Here is an 18,407-nt window from a genome sequence, read left to right on the forward strand (position 1 = left end):
GTTGCGACGCGCTTTAGCGCTCTGTCGCGAGGTGGCGTATATTACGCTTTCCTCTTTCAGAGTCAACCCTCATTTTCAGGTTTTTCTCTTCAACCGGACCGGCTGTTTGTGTGAAGTGATTCACATCCGCCGTGTCGATGGAGGCGCATTATAGGGAGTCGAATCAGGAAGACAAGCGGAAAAATGCTTTTTTGTTTCAACCGCTCACCTTTTATCCATTACGCTTACTTTTGCTGCTTTTTTATCGCCATTGGCAGGTCTGCCAGACTATTTATGACCAAATCCGCCGCATTTTCTGCTTCCGGCGTAACAGGTTTCCCCGTGCGCACCAGAACCTTCGTGCCAACATTCGCAGCTGCCGCCGCCTGCATATCTTCTATTTTGTCGCCCACCATATAAGAAGCGGCCATATCGATGTGCAGGAAGTCTCGGGCGGAGATCAACATTCCAGGATGCGGTTTACGGCAGTCGCAAACCTGACGATACTCTTCTACAGTACCCTGCGGGTGATGCGGACAATAGTAGATGCCGTCCAGATCAACGTCGCGATCGGCCAGCGACCAGTCCATCCATTCGGTCAACGTTTCAAACTGTGCCTCAGTAAATTTACCGCGAGCGATACCAGACTGGTTCGTCACGACAATCAGCGCGTAACCCATATTTTTAAGTTCACGCATGGCATCAATAACGCCGTCGATAAACTCGAACTCGTCAATCTCATGTACGTAACCGTGGTCCACATTAATGGTGCCATCACGGTCGAGAAAAATTGCGGGTACAGATTTTGCCACCTTTTATAGCTCCTGAATAAGGCATGTGGCCCTAGTATCGCATGTTTCGGCGGGCAAGAAAGTGCTCATCGTGCAAAGCTAGATTGATTTAGACGTCTGGATGCCTTAACATCCATCTTGTTGACGGCTTCGACCGTCCCTGACAGACGAAAATGCCACGACTAACTTAATTACGATAATAAATAACTAATGATAAAACTTTCGAATATCACCAAAGTGTTCCAGCAGGGGACTCGCACCATTCAGGCGCTTAATAATGTCAGCCTGCACGTTCCTGCCGGGCAGATTTATGGCGTCATTGGCGCCTCCGGTGCAGGTAAAAGTACGCTCATCCGCTGCGTTAACTTACTTGAACGCCCAACCGAAGGCAGCGTCCAGGTCGGCGGTCAGGAGCTCACGACGCTTTCTGAGTCAGAGCTGACCAAAGCTCGCCGTCAAATCGGCATGATTTTCCAACACTTTAACCTGCTCTCTTCCCGCACCGTGTTTGGCAACGTCGCGCTACCGCTGGAACTGGATAACACACCAAAAGAAGAAATTAAACGCCGTGTAACAGAGCTGCTGGACTTAGTCGGTCTTGGCGACAAGCACGACAGCTACCCGGCCAACCTTTCCGGTGGACAAAAACAGCGTGTGGCGATCGCCCGTGCGCTGGCAAGCAATCCCAAAGTGCTGCTGTGTGATGAAGCAACCAGCGCACTCGATCCGGCAACAACCCGATCGATTCTGGAATTATTGAAAGACATTAACCGTCGTCTGGGACTCACCATTCTGCTGATTACCCATGAGATGGACGTTGTAAAACGCATTTGTGACTGCGTGGCGGTCATCAGTAATGGTGAACTGATTGAACAAGACACCGTCAGCGAAGTGTTCTCACACCCGAAAACGCCGCTGGCACAGAAATTTATTCAGTCCACGCTGCACCTTGATATCCCGGAAGATTATCTGGAACGGTTAAAAGCCGAGCCAGAAGCAGACAGCGTGCCAATGCTACGCATGGAATTCACCGGTCATTCCGTTGATGCGCCATTGCTCTCTGAGACGGCCCGCCGCTTTAATGTGAATAACAACATTATTAGCGCGCAGATGGATTACGCCGGCGGTGTGAAGTTCGGCATCATGCTGACTGAAATGCACGGTACACAGGAAGATACACAAGCAGCCATTAACTGGTTGCAGGAACACCATGTAAAAGTAGAGGTACTGGGTTATGTCTGAGCCGATGATGTGGCTGCTGGTTCGCGGCGTATGGGAAACGCTGGCAATGACCTTTGTGTCCGGTTTTTTTGGTTTTGTGATTGGCTTGCCGGTTGGCGTGTTGCTGTACGTCACGCGCCCGGGGCAAATCATTGAGAACGCGAAGCTCTACCGTACACTCTCTGCGCTGGTTAATATTTTCCGTTCCATCCCGTTCATTATCTTGCTGGTATGGATGATTCCATTCACCCGCATGATTGTTGGCACATCCATCGGACTGCAGGCCGCTATCGTCCCACTGACCGTCGGCGCCGCGCCGTTTATCGCCCGTATGGTGGAAAACGCCCTGCTCGAAATTCCAACCGGGCTGATTGAGGCCTCCCGTGCGATGGGCGCCACGCCGCTGCAGATTGTACGTAAGGTTTTACTGCCAGAAGCGCTGCCTGGACTGGTCAATGCGGCCACCATAACCCTCATCACGCTGGTTGGTTACTCCGCGATGGGGGGCGCCGTTGGTGCCGGTGGTCTTGGGCAGATTGGCTATCAGTACGGTTACATTGGCTACAACGCTACCGTAATGAATACAGTGCTGGTATTGCTCGTCGTTCTGGTTTATTTAATTCAGTTATCCGGTGATCGCATCGTCCGGGCTGTCACGCACAAATAACGTTGCACACAACACAAAAAACTCATTAAGAAAAGGAAATAAGCATGGCGTTCAAATTCAAAACCTTTGCGGCAGTTGGAGCCCTGATCGGTTCTCTGGCACTTGTGGGTTGCGGTCAGGATGAAAAAGATCCTAACCACATCAAAGTGGGTGTTATTGTTGGCGCAGAGCAGCAGGTTGCCGAAGTCGCACAGAAAGTGGCAAAAGAAAAATACGGCCTGGACGTTGAACTGGTCACGTTTAACGATTACGTCCTGCCTAACGAAGCCTTGAGCAAAGGCGATATCGATGCCAACGCCTTCCAGCATAAACCGTACCTGGATCAGCAGATCAAAGATCGCGGTTACAAACTGGTTGCCGCAGGTAATACTTTTGTTTACCCGATTGCAGGCTACTCCAAAAAAATCAAATCACTGGATGAACTGCAGGATGGTTCACAGGTGGCGATTCCAAACGATCCGACTAACCTTGGCCGCTCCCTGCTGCTGTTGCAAAAAGTGGGCTTAATCAAACTGAAAGACGGTGTTGGCCTGCTGCCGACCGCGCTGGACGTGATTGAAAACCCGAAAAACCTGAAGCTGGTTGAGCTGGAAGCGCCGCAACTGCCACGTTCCCTAGACGATGCACAAATCGCACTGGCGGTCATCAACACCACCTACGCCAGCCAGATCGGCCTGACGCCGGCAAAAGACGGTATTTTTGTTGAAGATAAAGATTCCCCGTACGTAAACCTGATTGTGACGCGCGAAGACAACAAAGATGCTGAAAACGTGAAGAAATTCGTTCAGGCATACCAGTCTGACGAAGTATACGAAGCGGCAAATAAAGTCTTCAACGGCGGTGCTGTTAAGGGCTGGTAAATTTAGGCTGTTTCCAGAATCTGTAATATCATCAGGACGGGCGCTTGCCCGTCTTGTCATTTATGCAAGCACCTGATTCAATATCTGACGTTTAGATCATTCATTGAGGAAATATTATGCGTGCTTTACCGATCTGTTTAGTAGCACTCATGCTGAGCGGCTGTTCTATGTTAAGCAGATCCCCTGTTGAACCCGTTCAAAGCACCGCTACCCCACCTAAAGCGGAGCCGGAAAAACCAAAAGCACCGCGCGCGACGCCGGTAAGAATCATTACGAACGCTGAAGATTTAGTGGGCAAACCGTTCCGCGATCTCGGCGAAGTCAGCGGCGAATCCTGCCAGGCATCCAACCAGGATTCCCCTCCAAGCATTCCAACCGCACGCAAACGCATGCAGATTAACGCATCTAAAATGAAAGCAAATGCGGTATTGCTGCACAGTTGCGAAGTAACCAGCGGAACGCCGGGTTGCTATCGCCAGGCGGTTTGTATCGGTTCTGCACTGAACATTACGGCGAAATGAGCCATTTTCAGTTCGAGCAAATAGGCGTTATCCGCTCACCTTATAAAGAAAAGTTCGCTGTTCCACGTCAGCCAGGTTTGGTGAAAAGTGCCAGCGGCGAACTGCATTTGCTCGCACCCTATAACCAGGCCGATGCCGTTCGCGGCCTGGAAGCCTTCAGTCATTTGTGGGTGATTTTTGTTTTTCACCAGACAATGGAGGGTGGATGGCGTCCAACCGTGCGCCCTCCTCGCCTGGGCGGCAACGCCAGAATGGGGGTCTTTGCCACGCGTTCAACGTTTCGTCCTAACCCTGTTGGCATGTCGTTAGTTGAGCTGCGGGGTATTCGCTGTCATAAAGAGCATGTAATCCTTGAGCTCGGTGGACTGGATCTTGTTGATGGCACGCCGGTCATTGATATTAAACCGTATCTGCCGTTTGCCGAGTCGCTGCCCGACGCGCGCGCCAGCTATGCACAGAATGCCCCCCAGGCCAGCGTAGACGTGACGTTCAGTGACGAACTTGCTGAGCAACTACCAACGCTCGAAAAGCGTTATCCGCATCTTCGTCAGTTTATTGCCGAAGTGCTGGCGCAGGATCCGCGTCCTGCCTACCGTAAAAATGAGGAAGAAGGCAAAACCTATGCCGTCTGGCTGCTGGACTTTAACGTCCGCTGGCGCGTCACGCCGGCAGGATTTGAGGTCTTTGCGCTGGAAGCCCGCTAATTTGCGTCGTGTACTCTTTTGACATCCCTTTCTCGCTGGTAAACTAAACCACTTTTGTTTTGTGCCAGGCTCGTTTTGAGCCTGTTCGATCGTTCAACTGGAACCGTAACAACATGCGTACTAGCCAATATCTGCTCTCCACTCTGAAGGAGACACCTGCCGACGCCGAAGTCATCAGCCACCAGCTGATGCTGCGCGCCGGGATGATCCGCAAGCTGGCCTCCGGGTTATATACCTGGCTGCCGACCGGCGTGCGCGTCCTGAAAAAAGTCGAAAACATCGTGCGTGAAGAAATGAACAACGCCGGTGCGATCGAGGTGTTGATGCCGGTCGTTCAGCCTTCTGAACTGTGGGAAGAGAGCGGCCGTTGGGAACAATACGGCCCGGAACTGCTGCGTATTGCTGACCGTGGCGATCGTTCGTTTGTACTCGGTCCAACGCATGAAGAAGTGATCACCGACCTGATCCGTAATGAGCTGAGCTCTTACAAACAGCTGCCGCTGAACTTCTATCAGATCCAGACTAAATTCCGTGACGAAGTCCGTCCGCGTTTTGGCGTGATGCGCTCCCGTGAATTCCTGATGAAAGATGCCTACTCTTTCCATACTTCTCAGGAATCCCTGCAGGAAACGTATGATGCGATGTATACCGCATATAGCAAAATCTTCAGCCGTATGGGCCTGGATTTCCGTGCAGTACAGGCTGACACCGGCTCCATCGGCGGCAATGCCTCTCATGAATTCCAGGTACTGGCGCAGAGCGGCGAAGATGACGTGATCTTCTCTGACTCCTCCGACTACGCGGCCAACATTGAATTTGCCGAAGCGCTTGCGCCGAAAGAACCGCGCGCGGCGGCAACCCAGGAAATGACGCTGGTTGATACGCCGAACGCGAAAACCATCGCCGAGCTGGTTGAACAGTTCAACCTGCCGATCGAGAAAACCGTGAAAACCCTGCTGGTGAAAGCGGTTGAAGGCAGCAAATCTCCGTTGATTGCCCTGCTGGTTCGCGGCGATCACGAGCTGAACGAAGTCAAAGCGGAAAAATTGCCGCAGGTTGCCAGTCCGCTGACCTTCGCCACCGAAGAAGAAATTCGCGCGTTGGTGAAAGCAGGTCCAGGATCTCTGGGTCCGGTGAACATGCCGATTCCGGTAGTTATCGACCGTACCGTTGCGGTAATGAGCGATTTTGCCGCCGGCGCCAACATCGACGGTAAGCACTATTTCGGTATCAACTGGGATCGCGACGTGGCGACGCCGGAAGTAGCTGACATCCGTAACGTGGTTGCAGGCGACCCGAGCCCGGACGGTAAAGGTACGCTGATGATCAAACGCGGTATCGAAGTGGGCCACATCTTCCAGTTGGGTACCAAATACTCTGAAGCGATGAAAGCCGCAGTTCAGGGCGAAGATGGTCGTAACCAGACGCTGACCATGGGCTGCTACGGCATCGGTGTCACTCGCGTGGTTGCTGCAGCTATTGAACAGAACTTTGACGATCGCGGCATTGTATGGCCAGACGCTATCGCGCCTTTCCAGGTGGCGATTCTGCCGATGAACATGCACAAATCCTACCGCGTTCAGGAGCTGGCTGAGAAGCTGTACGCTGAACTGCGCGCGCAGGGTATCGAAGTGCTGATGGACGATCGTAAAGAGCGTCCGGGCGTGATGTTCGCCGATATGGAGCTGATCGGTATTCCGCACACTATCGTGCTGGGCGACCGTAACCTCGACAACGACGATATCGAATATAAATACCGTCGTAATGGCGAGAAGCAGCTGATTAAAACAGGCGACATCGTCGACTACCTGGTCAAAGCTATTAAAGGCTAATACCAGCGCAAGGCCCTGAGGATCAGGGCCTTTTTTACATGGATTGTATAAAATGCTTAAACCAATGGCGTATTACCGCCTGCACCTCCTCTTCTGTCTTCTGCTTTCAGCCTGCACGATTGACGTCAGTCAGCAAAATTCATCGGCAAAGGTTGTTGATGCCCAGGCAAAGAAATGGGAGGTAAAACTCCAGCATCAAAGCTCATTTACCGATCAAGCGCTGCATGAAATTACTGATACCGATCTCAGGCCAGGCGACCTGCTATTCTCCTCCAGTCTTGGGGTGACCTCATTGGGTATTCGCGCGTTCAGCACCTCTTCTGTCAGCCATGTGGCCGTTTACCTTGGCGGTAATGAAGTTGCCGAAGCGACCGGGGCGGGAGTACAAATCGTTTCGCTCAAAAAGGCTGAAAATCACAGTGATAAGCTTTTTGCTCTGCGGGTACCCGACCTCACACCGCAGCAGGCCGAAGAAATCAAAACATTCGCTTATAAAATCAAAGATAGCGGCTATAACTACCGCGGCATCGTCGAATTTATTCCGTTTATGGTGACCCGGCAAATATGTTCGTTGAATCCTTTCTCAGCGGATTTTCGCCAGCAATGCGTTAGCGGGCTGGCAAAAGCACAGTTGAGCAATATCAGCGAGGGAGAAAAGAAGGCGTGGTTTTGCTCCGAATTCGTAACCGATGCGTTTGCCACCGCCGGACACCCGCTAACGCTGGCGCAGTCGGGCTGGATTAGCCCTTCCGACCTGATGCATATGCGCGAAGGTGATATTTCCGCGTTTAAGTCTGAAACGCAGCTACAGTATGTCGGCCACCTGAAGTTAGGGATTTATATCAAAACCAGCCGTTTTGTTGGATTGACCCGATAAGGAAAAACTGCCCGGGCGATCGCCGGACAGTTTTTATAAGCAGCAGATCAATCAGCACAACTCTGGCCAGGGATAAACTTAATTTCTTTATCCGCTCTTAAGGTTTTCACTGGCGCGCCCGTATCAGGATTTTCTTCCATCGTGAAGTGCCCTTCCACCGTAAGCAGAACTGCCTTATCCGTTGCACCACGCGCAGTCAGATAATCTCGCTCCAGTTGTGCATTGTTCGCGACAGAGACTCTTTTACCCGTCGCACAATCAGTGAAAGTTGCCGCGTCAGCCATATAAAAGTACATCCCTCGCATCGGCATTGGCGTCACCGGTAAGCTGGCGGAAACTGGCTGGAGGGTGTAGTTGAACTGCGACTCTATCGGATTACCTTCACGATCGAGCATTTCCAGCGCTTCACCTTTTGCGCGGTAGTACGATTTTTCGCCTTTACTGTCCGTCAGGACCAGTTTGTCGGCTGTACGCGCCCATGTGCCATAAGAGGCAAAAGAGGACGGTTCATCCCGTACGCCCTGGTAGCGTTCGTTCATCACCCATGTGCCGTCTTTTTCCAGGAACAGAGAAGTTTCAATCCCTTCGCAGTCCGCGCAAGGCAAAATGCCGCGCCAGCTTTGCTGCATCGGTTTTAATTCTGCCGCCCGCGTCGGCTGTAGTACTTCGACTTCAGTACGGTTGTTACAGCCGATCAAGGAAAAGAGCGTACATGCAGCGACTACGGACAATATTGCTGTTTTCACTATGAATTCCTTATAAATTTTAATTCCCGCTCGTCAGTCTTGCGTTCGACGAACTTTCCCGCGCAGTGCCTTCACTGTGGATTTTTGCGCCTTCGATGACAACCTGCGCTCTTTCGAGGCGCGCGTAGGGCGAGTTGCCTGTCGGCTTTTTTGCACCGCGGTTAATTCTTTTATCAACGCCACCAGCCGGGAGATTGCCGCTTCCCGATTTAGCTCCTGGCTACGGTATTCCTGCGCCTTAATGATAATCACGCCATCGCCTGTAATCAGATGATGGCTGGCAGCCAGCAAACGTTCCTTATAATACTCTGGCAGCCCAGAGGCCCGAATGTCAAAGCGCAAATGGATAGCCGTCGAGGTCTTATTAACGTGCTGACCGCCCGCGCCCTGTGCCCGAATCGCCGTAATTTCCAGCTCGTTATCTGGGATAGCGACATTTCGGGATATAACGATCATGAACGCGGCTGCCACGCGGCCAGATGAACTTCCAGATTATTCTGAGAATCGGACAGCCAGATAGCACCGTCCTGAATAGTCGCCTGTAGCGCCATTGTACGACCAGCAAAGTCACTCAGCTGTGCAAGCTGTTCATCATCCAGATACCACACGGTAAGATTTTTAAACTGTGCACACTTGCTCTGGTTTTGCTGCCACCAGATCTGAGCCGCACGGCTGTTGTAAGCAAACAGGGCTACCTCAGCGGACTGGGTACAGGCTTTCTTAATACGACGCTCATCCGGCAGGCCCAACTCAATCCAGAGATCGATGCCCAGATGGTCGTTACGCAACCATGCTTCAGGCTCATCCTCCGCACTCAGGCCACGCGTGAACTGCAGCCGTTCATCGGCATATTTAATCCAGGCCAGCAGACGCAGCATCATGCGTTCCTGGGTTTCAGAGGGATGACGCGCCAGCGTCAAGGCCGCGTCGAGGAACTGGTTGCGGTCAAGATCCGCGACGTTGACAACGGCTTTATAAATTGTCGCTTTAAGCGCCATGAGAGAACTCCTTTCGAATCAGGCGCACATTGTAGCGAAAACTACGGCAAAAGGCTGCTAACTGCTCCTGTATCAAGGCGCTGATATTGCTTGAATGAGTATGGTATAGTCACCTTGCTAAACAGAGTTTATCTTCGTAGGCTTAGACTTGCATCCACGGTTAAGTCAGAGTGCTGACAGGAGGGCATGTGGAAAAATATTGTGAGTTAATACGCAAGCGGTACGCGGAAATCGCCAGCGGAGATTTAGGGTATATCCCGGATGCGCTGGGTTGCGTATTGAAGGTGCTTAATGAAGTGGCGACAGACAACGCCCTTCCAGAGTCGGTCAGGGAAAAAGCGGCCTATGCTGCCGCGAACTTACTGGTGAGCGATTATGTCAATGAATGAAACATATCAACCCATCAACTGCGATGATTACGATAATCTAGAACTCGCCTGCCAGCACCATTTGTTACTGACGCTGGCGCTAAAAGATGGCGAAGTTTTGCAGGCGAAAGCGAATGACCTGGTTTCACGCAAAAACGTGGAATATCTGGTCGCAGATGTCGCGGGCGAAACCCGGGAGCTTCGCCTCGACAAAATTGCCAGCTTCAGCCACCCGCAAATCGGTACCGTGGTAGTCAGCGAATCTTAACTTTTCTTGCACCTTATCCGGCCTACACATCCTCTGGAGAGTAGGCCGAATAAGCGCAGCACCATCAGACATGCCAAATCAGACTTACACCTTCTTCATCTACCGCCGCGCCCTCACGCGTCACAAAAACACCTGCAGCTGCAATCAACGTTTCACCATAAAACAGCAACGGCGTGGTATCTCGTCGCCAGGGTGGGATCCCCTGTTCCTGCCAGATTTTCTTTAATTTCCGCCCACCGTTACGCCCGACAATATGCAATACTCCTGGCGCTTTAAAACGGATGCTGACAGCTTCATCCGCTTGCGGCATGCGCAATTCGCCAGCAGAGATGAGCTGCACCGAGCCTAACCCGGCAGGCAGCGTCAGCGGCGTTTTCCAACATGGCCACGGAAGAACGGTTTCGCTTTGACCGTGGTTCGATTTAACCCACCACAGCTGTGACTGATAGCGACGAACCGCGTATTCTCCAAGGCGAAAACAGGGCGCAGCATCTTCCCGTGCCAACGCAACTTCCTGCCAAATACGTTCCAGCCCATCACGGGAAGGCATCGGCGCATTTAATCCCGCCAGCCAACGACGAAGCAGAGCGGCACGCCGCACATCGCTCATCACCATTAACGGTGCCAGTAACAGTGCGCCATGGGATGTGACGCAGTCGGCTAAATCGTTGGCCAGCAATTCATCCAGTAAACTTTCCTGCTCAGCGCACAGCGCGGCGCTACGGGCCGTGGCTTGTGCGAAGTGCGGCCAGCGCTGTTGGAGTAAGGGGGTAACGCGCAATCTGAGAAAATTGCGATCGTAGGTATCATCCTGATTGCTTTCATCTTCTATCCAGCATAATTCATGCTGTCGCGCCCATGCTTCAAGCGCCTCTCGCGTTTGCGCCAGCAACGGTCGAATCAGTTGGGTTCCGGCAAACGGTGAGCTTTCCCCCATGGCGGAAAGTCCGGCGGGACCACTGCCGCGCTTAAGCGCCAGCAGGAAAGTTTCACACTGGTCATCCAGATGCTGGGCGGTCATCAACACCTCACCCGGGAGTAAAGTCTGCGCAAATGCCTGATAGCGTGCTCGCCGCGCCTGAGCTTCAATTCCCAGCCCATCATCCTCAAGATGGACCCGCTCAACCACCAGCGGCACCTGCCACTGCGCACATACCGACTCACAGTGTTGCACCCAACCCTCTGCATGGGGGCTTAATCCGTGATGAATATGGATTGCGCGCAACACAACCCCAGGATTTTGTGCTCGCCACAGCACTAACTGATGCAACAGCACGGTAGAGTCCAGCCCGCCGCTAAAGGCGACCAGAATCGATTGGGAATTCAGCAGTGCAGTGTTCAGCGTGAGTGTCGTCATGATGGTTTCTTACAATGGCATTGCCCGGCACGTTACCGGGCAAACGCCACAATGACAAGCCTTACAGCTCGTACAGTTCGAGGGGTAATCCGTCCGGGTCGTTAAAAAACGTAAAGCGTTTGCCGGTAAACGGATCGATTCGCACGGATTCGCACTTCACCTGGTGAGCTTCCAGGTGCGCGATCGCTTTTTCCACGTCATCTACGCTGAACGCCAGATGGCGCAAACCGCAAGCTTCCGGGCGGCTCGGGCGGCACGGCGGAAACGGAAAAGAAAACAGCTCAATCACATACTGTCCGTTCAATGCCAAATCGCCTTTCCAGGAATCACGTTCTTCCCGGTAGGCTTCGCTGATTAGCGTAAAGCCCAGCACATCACAGTAAAATCTCTTACTCGCCGCATAGTCTGTCGCAATAATGGCAATATGGTGAACCTGTTTTAATCCCAGCATAGCGTCATCGCCTCTTTCTTTTTTCTTTTAAAACGTTACTCGTGCGTAACAAAGTCAGGCAAGTCGTTATGCCATTTTCAGGACTCTCACGCGATACACACCATCCTCACCCAGTTTAGCGCCATGGATATCGGTTTCAAATCCAGGATAATGTTGCCCCACCGAACACAGCATCAGCAGAAAATCGAGCACCGTCCGGCTTTTCTCCGTGATCATTTCCCCTGGCATCAACAACGGCACGCCGGGAGGATAAGGCAGGATCATATTAGCGGAAACACGCCCCACCAGTTGATCGAGCGTCACCGTTTCGACTTCACCTTTGATCTGCCGCTGCCAGGCCTGGTGCGGCGTCATTTTCATTTCCGGTAAGGTATCAAACGCCCGCAACATCAGCCCAGAGAGATCGTGCTGGCGGATCAGTTTGTGGATCCCCAGCGCCAGCTCCTGAATACGCATATTACGATAGAAATCAGGATCTTCGGCATACAGATCCGGCAGCATATTTTTCACGCGTAAATTCAGGTCGTATGAACGTTTAAATTCCGTCAGGCCGCGTAGCAGCCCCATCGCCCGGGTTTTATCAATACCAATACTGAACAGGAACAACAGATTATACGGCCCTGTTTTCTCAACGACGACGCCGCGTTCATCGAGGAATTTCGCCACCAGAGCCGCGGGGATCCCCTCTTCGCTCATATTTCCTTGCTCATCCATCCCCGGTGTCAGAATGGTAACTTTCACCGGATCGAGGAACATGTGGTCGGGATCAGCATCGACAAATCCGTGCCAGTCTTCGCCTGGTGCTACCGGCCAGCACTCTGCTTCATCTACCTTTTCCGGCTGCCAGATATCAAAGAACCAACCATCTGACTCTTCTCGCAGCCGCTGGACTTCCTTACGGAAATGCAGCGCCCTCTCAACCGAACGATTGATCAGGCGCTTGCCTGAATTGCCACGAAGCATTGCCGCCGCCGTTTCGATAGACGCAACAATCGGGTAGCTCGGCGAAGTGGAGGTGTGCATCATAAAGGCTTCGTTGAACGTCTCTTCATCGTAGTCGCCCTTAATGTGGATTAACGAAGCCTGTGACAATGCCGCCAACATTTTGTGGGTAGACTGGGTTTCAAAAATCACCTTCCCTGGCACCCGCTCGCCGCTCATTCCGCTTTTCCCCTGATAGATCGGATGAAAATGGGTATATGGCACCCAGGCAGAATCAAAATGAATGGAGGGCACATCCAGGGTTTGCTTGATCCAGTTAGTGTTATACAACAGACCATCATAAGTGGAATTGGTGATGACCGCGTGGACTGGCCATTGCGCCTGAGGGCTCTCTTCTACCTTACGTTCTATGCTTTCGCGAGTGAATTCCCAACGGGGTATACCGCCGAGGATCCCCAGCGCATTACGGGTAGGCTTCAGCCAGATTGGCACCACATCGCTCATCATCAGCAAATGCGCCAGCGATTTATGGCAGTTGCGATCAATCAGGAGCGTACTGCCTGAAGGCGCGGCATACATGCCGACAATCTTGTTCGACGTTGAGGTGCCGTTAGTCACCATATAGCTCTGTTCAGCGCCAAAGGTACGTGCGATGTACTCCTCGGCTTCCAGATGCGGACCGGTATGATCCAACAACGAGCCCAACTCAGTCACGGAAATGGACACATCGGCCTTCAGCGTGTTACCGCCAAAGAAATCACAGAACAGACAGCCGACCGGGCTTTTCTGGTACGCCGTTCCCGCCATATGGCCCGGCGTGCAAAAGGTATACTTCCCTTCCTTCACATAGGTAAACAGCGCTTTGGTAAAAGGTGGCGTGATGTTATCGAGGTATTCATTGGTGTACTGGCGAATACGCGTAGCAATATCGTCAGACTGGCCCAATGCGTACTCAAAGAACCACAGCGCCATGCGTAGGTCGTGTGCGCTGACATCCATCGTCGAATGAGTATTAATAAAAGCGTAGAGCGGGAGATACTCATTGAGCTGATTGATGTCACTACACAGATCCAGACTGTATTCATCCCAGTCAAAAATGACGCCGCAAATTCGCGGGTTATGCTCGATAAACTTCAGCAGGTCGACGCTATTCTGCGGCCAGATAATCTGAAATCCCTGCTGCTGCAGCGCACGTTCAAGCTCCTTGATGGGCTCATCTTTATAAAAGACGCCATGCGGTCCCATGATGGCAATGATATTCATGCGTTCCTCCTGGAAAAACCTTAGTTAAGCATAGCCTGGTCAAACTGCAGGTAAAAAAAAGGGCCACAGCGTTGTGGCCCTTTTCAGAATTAATGCAGTTTACGCGTAACCATAGCTCATCAGACGCTGATAACGACGGTTTTTCAAATCTTCTTTGCTTAACACGTCGAGATCGGCGAGATCGGCCAGCAGCTGTGCTTTCAGGGACGCCGCCATCACTTCCGGGTTACGATGGGCGCCGCCCAGCGGTTCCGGGATGATAGAGTCAATCAACTTCAGCTCTTTCAAACGTGGGGCGATGATGCCCATCGCTTCTGCGGCCAGCGGCGCTTTGTCGGCGCTTTTCCACAGAATGGATGCGCAGCCTTCCGGAGAGATAACGGAATAGGTGCTGTACTGCAGCATATTCACTTTATCGCCCACGCCGATCGCCAGTGCGCCGCCGGAGCCACCTTCACCGATAACGGTACAGATAACCGGCACACTCAGACGCGACATTTCACGCAGGTTGCGCGCAATCGCTTCAGACTGACCACGCTCTTCCGCGCCTACGCCCGGGTATGCCCCAGGGGTGTCGATGAAGGTAATGATCGGCATATTGAAACGTTCAGCCATTTCCATCAGACGCAGCGCTTTGCGATAGCCTTCTGGCGCTGGCATGCCAAAATTACGACGGATTTTTTCTTTGGTCTCACGGCCTTTCTGATGACCAATGATCATCACCGGACGGCCATCCAGACGCGCGATGCCGCCGACAATTGCTTTATCATCCGCATAGGCACGATCGCCCGCCAGCTCATCAAATTCATCAAATGCCAGGCGGACATAATCCAGGGTGTACGGACGCTGTGGATGGCGCGCCAGTTGGGCTACCTGCCATGCGCCAAGATCGGCGAAGATTTTACGCGTCAGTTCTACGCTTTTTTCACGCAGACGATGCACTTCTTCATCGATGTTAATATCCAGTTTCTCATCCTGACGGCTAACCGCAGTCAGAGAATCGATTTTTGCTTCCAGCTCTGCAATCGGCTGTTCAAAATCAAGGAAATTCAGACTCATAGTATTCCTGTATTAGTCAAACTCCAGTTCCACCTGCTCCGAACCAATAAGGCCACGGAGATCGTTTAGCAAACGATCGCTCGGAGAGACACGCCACGTTGCGCCAAAACGCAATCGCGCACGCGCATCCGCCCTCTGATAGTAGAGATGTACTGGAATTGTCCCAGAGCGGTGGGGTTCCAGAGACTGACGGAGTCGGTTTAAAAGCTGGTCATCAATTTGCCTGTCCGTCAGCGAGATAGCAAGCCCGCGAGCATATTTTTCCCGGGCTTCGTCAATATCCATGACTTCACGGGCCATCATTTTAAGCCCGCCGCTGAAGTCATCAAAGCTGACCTGTCCGCTGACGATAAGTATGCGGTCTTTTTCCAGCAATTGCTGGTATTTATCCAGAGCATCGGTAAATAACATCACTTCCAGACGCCCGGAACGGTCATCCAGTGTACAGATGCCGATACGATTGCCGCGCTTGGTGACCATTACCCGCGCAGCAATGACGAGCCCCGCAGCCGTGGTGACTTTACCACGTTCTGTCGGATGCATGTCTTTCAGCCTGTGGCCTCCAACATAGCGCTCAATTTCTTTTAAATACTGATTGATAGGGTGTCCCGTCAGGTAAAGACCTAACGTTTCACGCTCACCGTCTAATACCACCTGCTCCGGCCACGGTGTACAGTTGGCATAAGACTGTTCAATTTGTTCCGGCTCTTCCGCCAGTACGCCAAACATATCCGCCTGACCAATTGCCTCGGCTTTCGCATGCTGATCGGCGGCTTTTAGGGCATCGCTGAGTGAGTTCATCAACGCCGCGCGATGCGGACCAAGGCGGTCAAACGCCCCGGACATGATTAACTTTTCCAGCACCCGGCGGTTAAGTTTTTTGATATCCGTACGCGCACAAAGATCAAATAGTTCGCGGAAGTAACCGCCTTCATTTCGCGCCTCAATAATAGCCTCAATTGGCCCTTCACCCACGCCTTTTATCGCGCCGATGCCGTAGACAATCTCGCCATCATCATTCACGTGAAAATGATAAAGCCCGGAGTTGATGTCCGGTGGCAGGATTTTGAGCCCCATGCGCCAGCATTCATCCACCAGTCCGACGACTTTCTCGGTGTTATCCATATCGGCGGTCATTACCGCCGCCATAAATTCGGCAGGGTAATGCGCCTTCAGCCACAGCGTCTGGTAGGAGACCAGCGCATAGGCTGCGGAGTGCGATTTGTTAAATCCGTAACCGGCGAATTTCTCCACCAGGTCAAAGATTTTCATCGCCAGTTCGCCGTCGACGCCGCGCTTTTTCGCCCCTTCTTCAAAGGTACCGCGCTGCTTAGCCATCTCTTCCGGTTTTTTCTTACCCATCGCACGACGCAGCATATCCGCGCCGCCAAGGGTGTATCCGGACAGTTCCTGGGCAATCTGCATAACCTGTTCCTGATACAGGATAATGCCGTAGGTCGGCTCCAGTACCGGTTTCAGACACTCATGCTGCCATTGTACGTCCGGGTAGGAAATCTCTTCACGACCATGCTTACGGTCGATAAAGTTATCTACCATCCCCGACTGTAGCGGACCAGGTCGGAACAGAGCCACCAGTGCGATCATATCTTCGAAGCAGTCAGGCTGCAGACGTTTGATCAGATCTTTCATGCCGCGGGATTCAAGCTGGAACACCGCCGTGGTCTCCGAACGTTGCAGCATGTCGAAGCTTTTTTTGTCATCCAGCGGGATAGCGGCGATATCCAACGGCGGTTCACCGTTCTTTTCACGGCGCGCGTTGATCATTTCCAACGCCCAGTTGATGATAGTGAGCGTACGCAGACCGAGGAAGTCGAACTTCACGAGGCCGGCGTATTCCACGTCGTTTTTATCAAACTGGGTGACCGGGTGCAGCCCTTGCTCATCACAGTACAGCGGCGCAAAATCAGTAATTTTGGTCGGTGCTATAACCACGCCACCGGCGTGCTTACCAGCGTTACGCGTGACGCCTTCCAGCTTGCGCGCCATATCGATCAGCGCTCTAACCTCTTCATCTGCCTCATAGATTTCCGGCAGTTGAGGTTCAGCTTCAAAGGCTTTGGCCAGCGTCATGCCCGGGTCGGGCGGTACCAGTTTCGAAATACGGTCAACGAAGCCATACGGGTGACCCAGTACGCGGCCCACGTCACGGATAACCGCTTTTGCCGCCATCGTACCGAAGGTAATAATCTGCGAAACCGCATCACGACCGTACATTTCCGCCACGTGTTCAATGACCTGGTCACGTTTTTCCATACAGAAATCAACGTCAAAATCGGGCATTGAAACACGTTCCGGGTTAAGGAAACGTTCGAACAGCAGGTCAAATTCCAGCGGATCAAGGTCGGTAATTTTCAGCGCGTAGGCGACCAGCGAACCAGCACCAGAACCACGTCCCGGGCCTACCGGTACGCCGTTATCTTTCGACCACTGGATAAACTCCATAACGATCAGGAAGTAACCCGGGAAGCCCATCTGGTTGATAACTTTAAGTTCAACTTCCAGACGTTCGTCATAAGGCGGCCGCCTCTGCGCGCGAACTTCAGGATCCGGGAATAAAAACGCCAGACGCTCTTCCAGCCCTTCGCGTGATTTTGCCACAAGGAAATCCTCGGTGGTCATATCACCAGTCGGGAACTGTGGCAGGAAATACTCACCCAGACGCACCGTCACGTTACAGCGCTTGGCTATCTCAACAGTGTTTTGCAACGCCTCCGGGATATCGGAGAATAGATCGCACATCTCATCTTCGCTGCGCATGTACTGCTGCGGCGAATAATTACGCGGTCGTTTTGGATCATCAAGGGTAAACCCGTCGTGGATTGCCACGCGGATTTCATGCGCGTCAAAATCACCGGTTTCAAGGAAGCGAACATCGTTGGTCGCCACCACCGGAAGACCACGCGTTTCAGCCAGTTCTACCGCAGCATGCAGATAATTTTCTTCATCCTGCCTGCCGGTGCGAATCAGTTCTAAAAAATAGCAATCAGGAAAATGTTCTTCATAAAACGCCACGCACTCATCAACCAGTGCGCTATTGCCGCGCAGCAGGCTGCGCCCGACGTCACCCATACGACCGCCGGAGAGCAAAATCAAACCTTCTTTTAGTTCGATCAGCCAGTCTCTGTCGATGACAGGTCCTTCTGCGCCATAGCCACGCTGATAGGCTTTCGATATCAACAACGTCAGGTTCTGATAGCCGGTATTATTTGCGGCCAGCACGGTGAGCTGCGCAAGTTCATCGCCCAACAGTTCGCTACGGACATGAAAATCTGCGCCAACTATCGGCTTGATACCCGCACCGTGACCCGCTCCGTAAAACTTCACCAGACCACACAGGTTGGTAAAATCGGTGATCGCCAGCGCAGGCATACCTAACGCGGCCGCCTTTTTTACCAGCGGCCCGGTTTTCGCCAGCCCATCGATCATGGAGTAGTCGCTGTGCACCCGCAGGTGGACGAAACGAGGTTCAGACATCTTCAGAT

The 18,407-nt window shown here is 52.5% G+C and carries 18 protein-coding genes; 9 read left to right on the forward strand and 9 right to left on the reverse strand.

Annotation, left to right across the window (positions count from 1 at the left end):
* Positions 1-224 precede the first annotated feature (224 nt).
* Positions 225-791 (reverse strand): D-glycero-beta-D-manno-heptose 1,7-bisphosphate 7-phosphatase, encoded by a 567-nt coding sequence (gmhB, locus tag OGY15_RS21045; RefSeq protein ID WP_042312133.1) that lies wholly within the window; start codon positions 789-791, stop codon positions 225-227.
* A 189-nt stretch (positions 792-980) separates the two neighbouring features.
* On the opposite strand from gmhB, the gene metN reads away from it, so the two are divergent.
* From metN to OGY15_RS21080, 7 genes are all read left to right on the forward strand, one after another.
* Complete coding sequence (gene metN, locus OGY15_RS21050) at positions 981-2,012, forward strand: methionine ABC transporter ATP-binding protein MetN (RefSeq protein WP_003018468.1); 1,032 nt, start codon at positions 981-983, stop codon at positions 2,010-2,012.
* Positions 2,005-2,658, forward strand: a complete 654-nt coding sequence (locus tag OGY15_RS21055; protein WP_003018471.1) for a methionine ABC transporter permease MetI — start codon at positions 2,005-2,007, stop codon at positions 2,656-2,658. Before metN ends, OGY15_RS21055 begins: the two co-directional genes overlap by 8 nt.
* A 44-nt stretch (positions 2,659-2,702) precedes the next feature.
* On the forward strand, positions 2,703-3,518 hold the full coding sequence (metQ, locus tag OGY15_RS21060) for a methionine ABC transporter substrate-binding lipoprotein MetQ (RefSeq protein ID WP_151216812.1): 816 nt from the start codon (positions 2,703-2,705) through the stop codon (positions 3,516-3,518).
* A 116-nt stretch (positions 3,519-3,634) separates the two neighbouring features.
* Positions 3,635-4,039, forward strand: coding sequence for an envelope stress sensor lipoprotein RcsF (rcsF, locus tag OGY15_RS21065; RefSeq protein WP_151216811.1), 405 nt, complete (start codon positions 3,635-3,637; stop codon positions 4,037-4,039).
* Positions 4,036-4,743: a tRNA (N6-threonylcarbamoyladenosine(37)-N6)-methyltransferase TrmO gene (gene tsaA / locus OGY15_RS21070; protein WP_151216810.1), complete on the forward strand. Its 708-nt coding sequence runs from the start codon at positions 4,036-4,038 to the stop codon at positions 4,741-4,743. The genes rcsF and tsaA overlap by 4 nt, the downstream gene beginning before the upstream one ends.
* A gap of 113 nt (positions 4,744-4,856) precedes the next feature.
* Positions 4,857-6,575 (forward strand): proline--tRNA ligase, encoded by a 1,719-nt coding sequence (proS, locus tag OGY15_RS21075; RefSeq protein WP_187253762.1) that lies wholly within the window; start codon positions 4,857-4,859, stop codon positions 6,573-6,575.
* A 52-nt stretch (positions 6,576-6,627) separates the two neighbouring features.
* Entirely contained in the window at positions 6,628-7,452 is an 825-nt protein-coding gene (locus OGY15_RS21080; RefSeq protein WP_286540958.1) for a YaeF family permuted papain-like enzyme, read from the forward strand.
* Positions 7,453-7,499: 47 nt separating this feature from the next.
* Here OGY15_RS21080 and nlpE read toward each other — a convergent pair whose 3' ends face one another.
* From nlpE to OGY15_RS21095, 3 genes are read right to left on the reverse strand one after another with little or no spacing between them, the layout of a single operon-like run.
* Complete coding sequence (nlpE, locus tag OGY15_RS21085) at positions 7,500-8,201, reverse strand: envelope stress response activation lipoprotein NlpE (RefSeq protein WP_151216807.1); 702 nt, start codon at positions 8,199-8,201, stop codon at positions 7,500-7,502.
* A 30-nt stretch (positions 8,202-8,231) separates the two neighbouring features.
* A complete protein-coding gene (gene arfB / locus OGY15_RS21090) occupies positions 8,232-8,654 on the reverse strand; it encodes an alternative ribosome rescue aminoacyl-tRNA hydrolase ArfB (RefSeq protein WP_187259071.1) in 423 nt (140 codons plus the stop codon).
* Positions 8,651-9,196, reverse strand: a complete 546-nt coding sequence (locus tag OGY15_RS21095; RefSeq protein WP_151216805.1) for a YaeQ family protein — start codon at positions 9,194-9,196, stop codon at positions 8,651-8,653. Before OGY15_RS21095 ends, arfB begins: the two co-directional genes overlap by 4 nt.
* Positions 9,197-9,384: 188 nt before the next feature.
* Here OGY15_RS21095 and OGY15_RS21100 point away from each other — a divergent pair, with 188 nt between their 5' ends.
* Together OGY15_RS21100 and rof are read left to right on the forward strand one after the other, a co-directional pair.
* A complete protein-coding gene (locus tag OGY15_RS21100; protein WP_151216804.1) occupies positions 9,385-9,585 on the forward strand; it encodes a YaeP family protein in 201 nt (66 codons plus the stop codon).
* Positions 9,572-9,832: a Rho-binding antiterminator gene (gene rof / locus OGY15_RS21105; RefSeq protein WP_003018503.1), complete on the forward strand. Its 261-nt coding sequence runs from the start codon at positions 9,572-9,574 to the stop codon at positions 9,830-9,832. Before OGY15_RS21100 ends, rof begins: the two co-directional genes overlap by 14 nt.
* A 64-nt stretch (positions 9,833-9,896) precedes the next feature.
* On the opposite strand, the gene tilS is transcribed toward rof, so the two are convergent.
* From tilS to dnaE, 5 genes are all read right to left on the reverse strand, one after another.
* Complete coding sequence (tilS, locus tag OGY15_RS21110; RefSeq protein WP_187259072.1) at positions 9,897-11,189, reverse strand: tRNA lysidine(34) synthetase TilS; 1,293 nt, start codon at positions 11,187-11,189, stop codon at positions 9,897-9,899.
* Positions 11,190-11,250: 61 nt separating this feature from the next.
* Entirely contained in the window at positions 11,251-11,640 is a 390-nt protein-coding gene (locus OGY15_RS21115) for a VOC family protein (protein ID WP_151216802.1), read from the reverse strand.
* Positions 11,641-11,706: 66 nt separating this feature from the next.
* A complete protein-coding gene (gene ldcC / locus OGY15_RS21120) occupies positions 11,707-13,845 on the reverse strand; it encodes a lysine decarboxylase LdcC (RefSeq protein WP_286540962.1) in 2,139 nt (712 codons plus the stop codon).
* A gap of 99 nt (positions 13,846-13,944) precedes the next feature.
* Entirely contained in the window at positions 13,945-14,904 is a 960-nt protein-coding gene (gene accA, locus OGY15_RS21125; protein WP_061067282.1) for an acetyl-CoA carboxylase carboxyl transferase subunit alpha, read from the reverse strand.
* A 12-nt stretch (positions 14,905-14,916) separates the two neighbouring features.
* Positions 14,917-18,399: a DNA polymerase III subunit alpha gene (gene dnaE / locus OGY15_RS21130; protein ID WP_187253758.1), complete on the reverse strand. Its 3,483-nt coding sequence runs from the start codon at positions 18,397-18,399 to the stop codon at positions 14,917-14,919.
* Positions 18,400-18,407 lie beyond the last annotated feature (8 nt).

The organism is Citrobacter sp. Cu231 (assembly GCF_030332265.1).
In the GTDB taxonomy this organism is placed as follows: Bacteria; Pseudomonadota; Gammaproteobacteria; order Enterobacterales; family Enterobacteriaceae; genus Citrobacter; species Citrobacter meridianamericanus.

What these genes read in the sequence shown, in the direction of transcription:
- dnaE (WP_187253758.1), bottom strand. Translation starts at nt 18,399, where the DNA reads ATGTCTGAACCTCGTTTCGTCCACCTGCGGGTGCACAGCGACTACTCC.
- OGY15_RS21115 (WP_151216802.1), bottom strand. Translation starts at nt 11,640, where the DNA reads ATGCTGGGATTAAAACAGGTTCACCATATTGCCATTATTGCGACAGAC.
- OGY15_RS21080 (WP_286540958.1), top strand. Translation starts at nt 6,628, where the DNA reads ATGCTTAAACCAATGGCGTATTACCGCCTGCACCTCCTCTTCTGTCTT.
- ldcC (WP_286540962.1), bottom strand. Translation starts at nt 13,845, where the DNA reads ATGAATATCATTGCCATCATGGGACCGCATGGCGTCTTTTATAAAGAT.
- rof (WP_003018503.1), top strand. Translation starts at nt 9,572, where the DNA reads ATGTCAATGAATGAAACATATCAACCCATCAACTGCGATGATTACGAT.
- OGY15_RS21055 (WP_003018471.1), top strand. Translation starts at nt 2,005, where the DNA reads ATGTCTGAGCCGATGATGTGGCTGCTGGTTCGCGGCGTATGGGAAACG.
- rcsF (WP_151216811.1), top strand. Translation starts at nt 3,635, where the DNA reads ATGCGTGCTTTACCGATCTGTTTAGTAGCACTCATGCTGAGCGGCTGT.
- metQ (WP_151216812.1), top strand. Translation starts at nt 2,703, where the DNA reads ATGGCGTTCAAATTCAAAACCTTTGCGGCAGTTGGAGCCCTGATCGGT.
- accA (WP_061067282.1), bottom strand. Translation starts at nt 14,904, where the DNA reads ATGAGTCTGAATTTCCTTGATTTTGAACAGCCGATTGCAGAGCTGGAA.
- proS (WP_187253762.1), top strand. Translation starts at nt 4,857, where the DNA reads ATGCGTACTAGCCAATATCTGCTCTCCACTCTGAAGGAGACACCTGCC.
- OGY15_RS21095 (WP_151216805.1), bottom strand. Translation starts at nt 9,196, where the DNA reads ATGGCGCTTAAAGCGACAATTTATAAAGCCGTTGTCAACGTCGCGGAT.
- arfB (WP_187259071.1), bottom strand. Translation starts at nt 8,654, where the DNA reads ATGATCGTTATATCCCGAAATGTCGCTATCCCAGATAACGAGCTGGAA.
- tilS (WP_187259072.1), bottom strand. Translation starts at nt 11,189, where the DNA reads ATGACGACACTCACGCTGAACACTGCACTGCTGAATTCCCAATCGATT.
- tsaA (WP_151216810.1), top strand. Translation starts at nt 4,036, where the DNA reads ATGAGCCATTTTCAGTTCGAGCAAATAGGCGTTATCCGCTCACCTTAT.
- metN (WP_003018468.1), top strand. Translation starts at nt 981, where the DNA reads ATGATAAAACTTTCGAATATCACCAAAGTGTTCCAGCAGGGGACTCGC.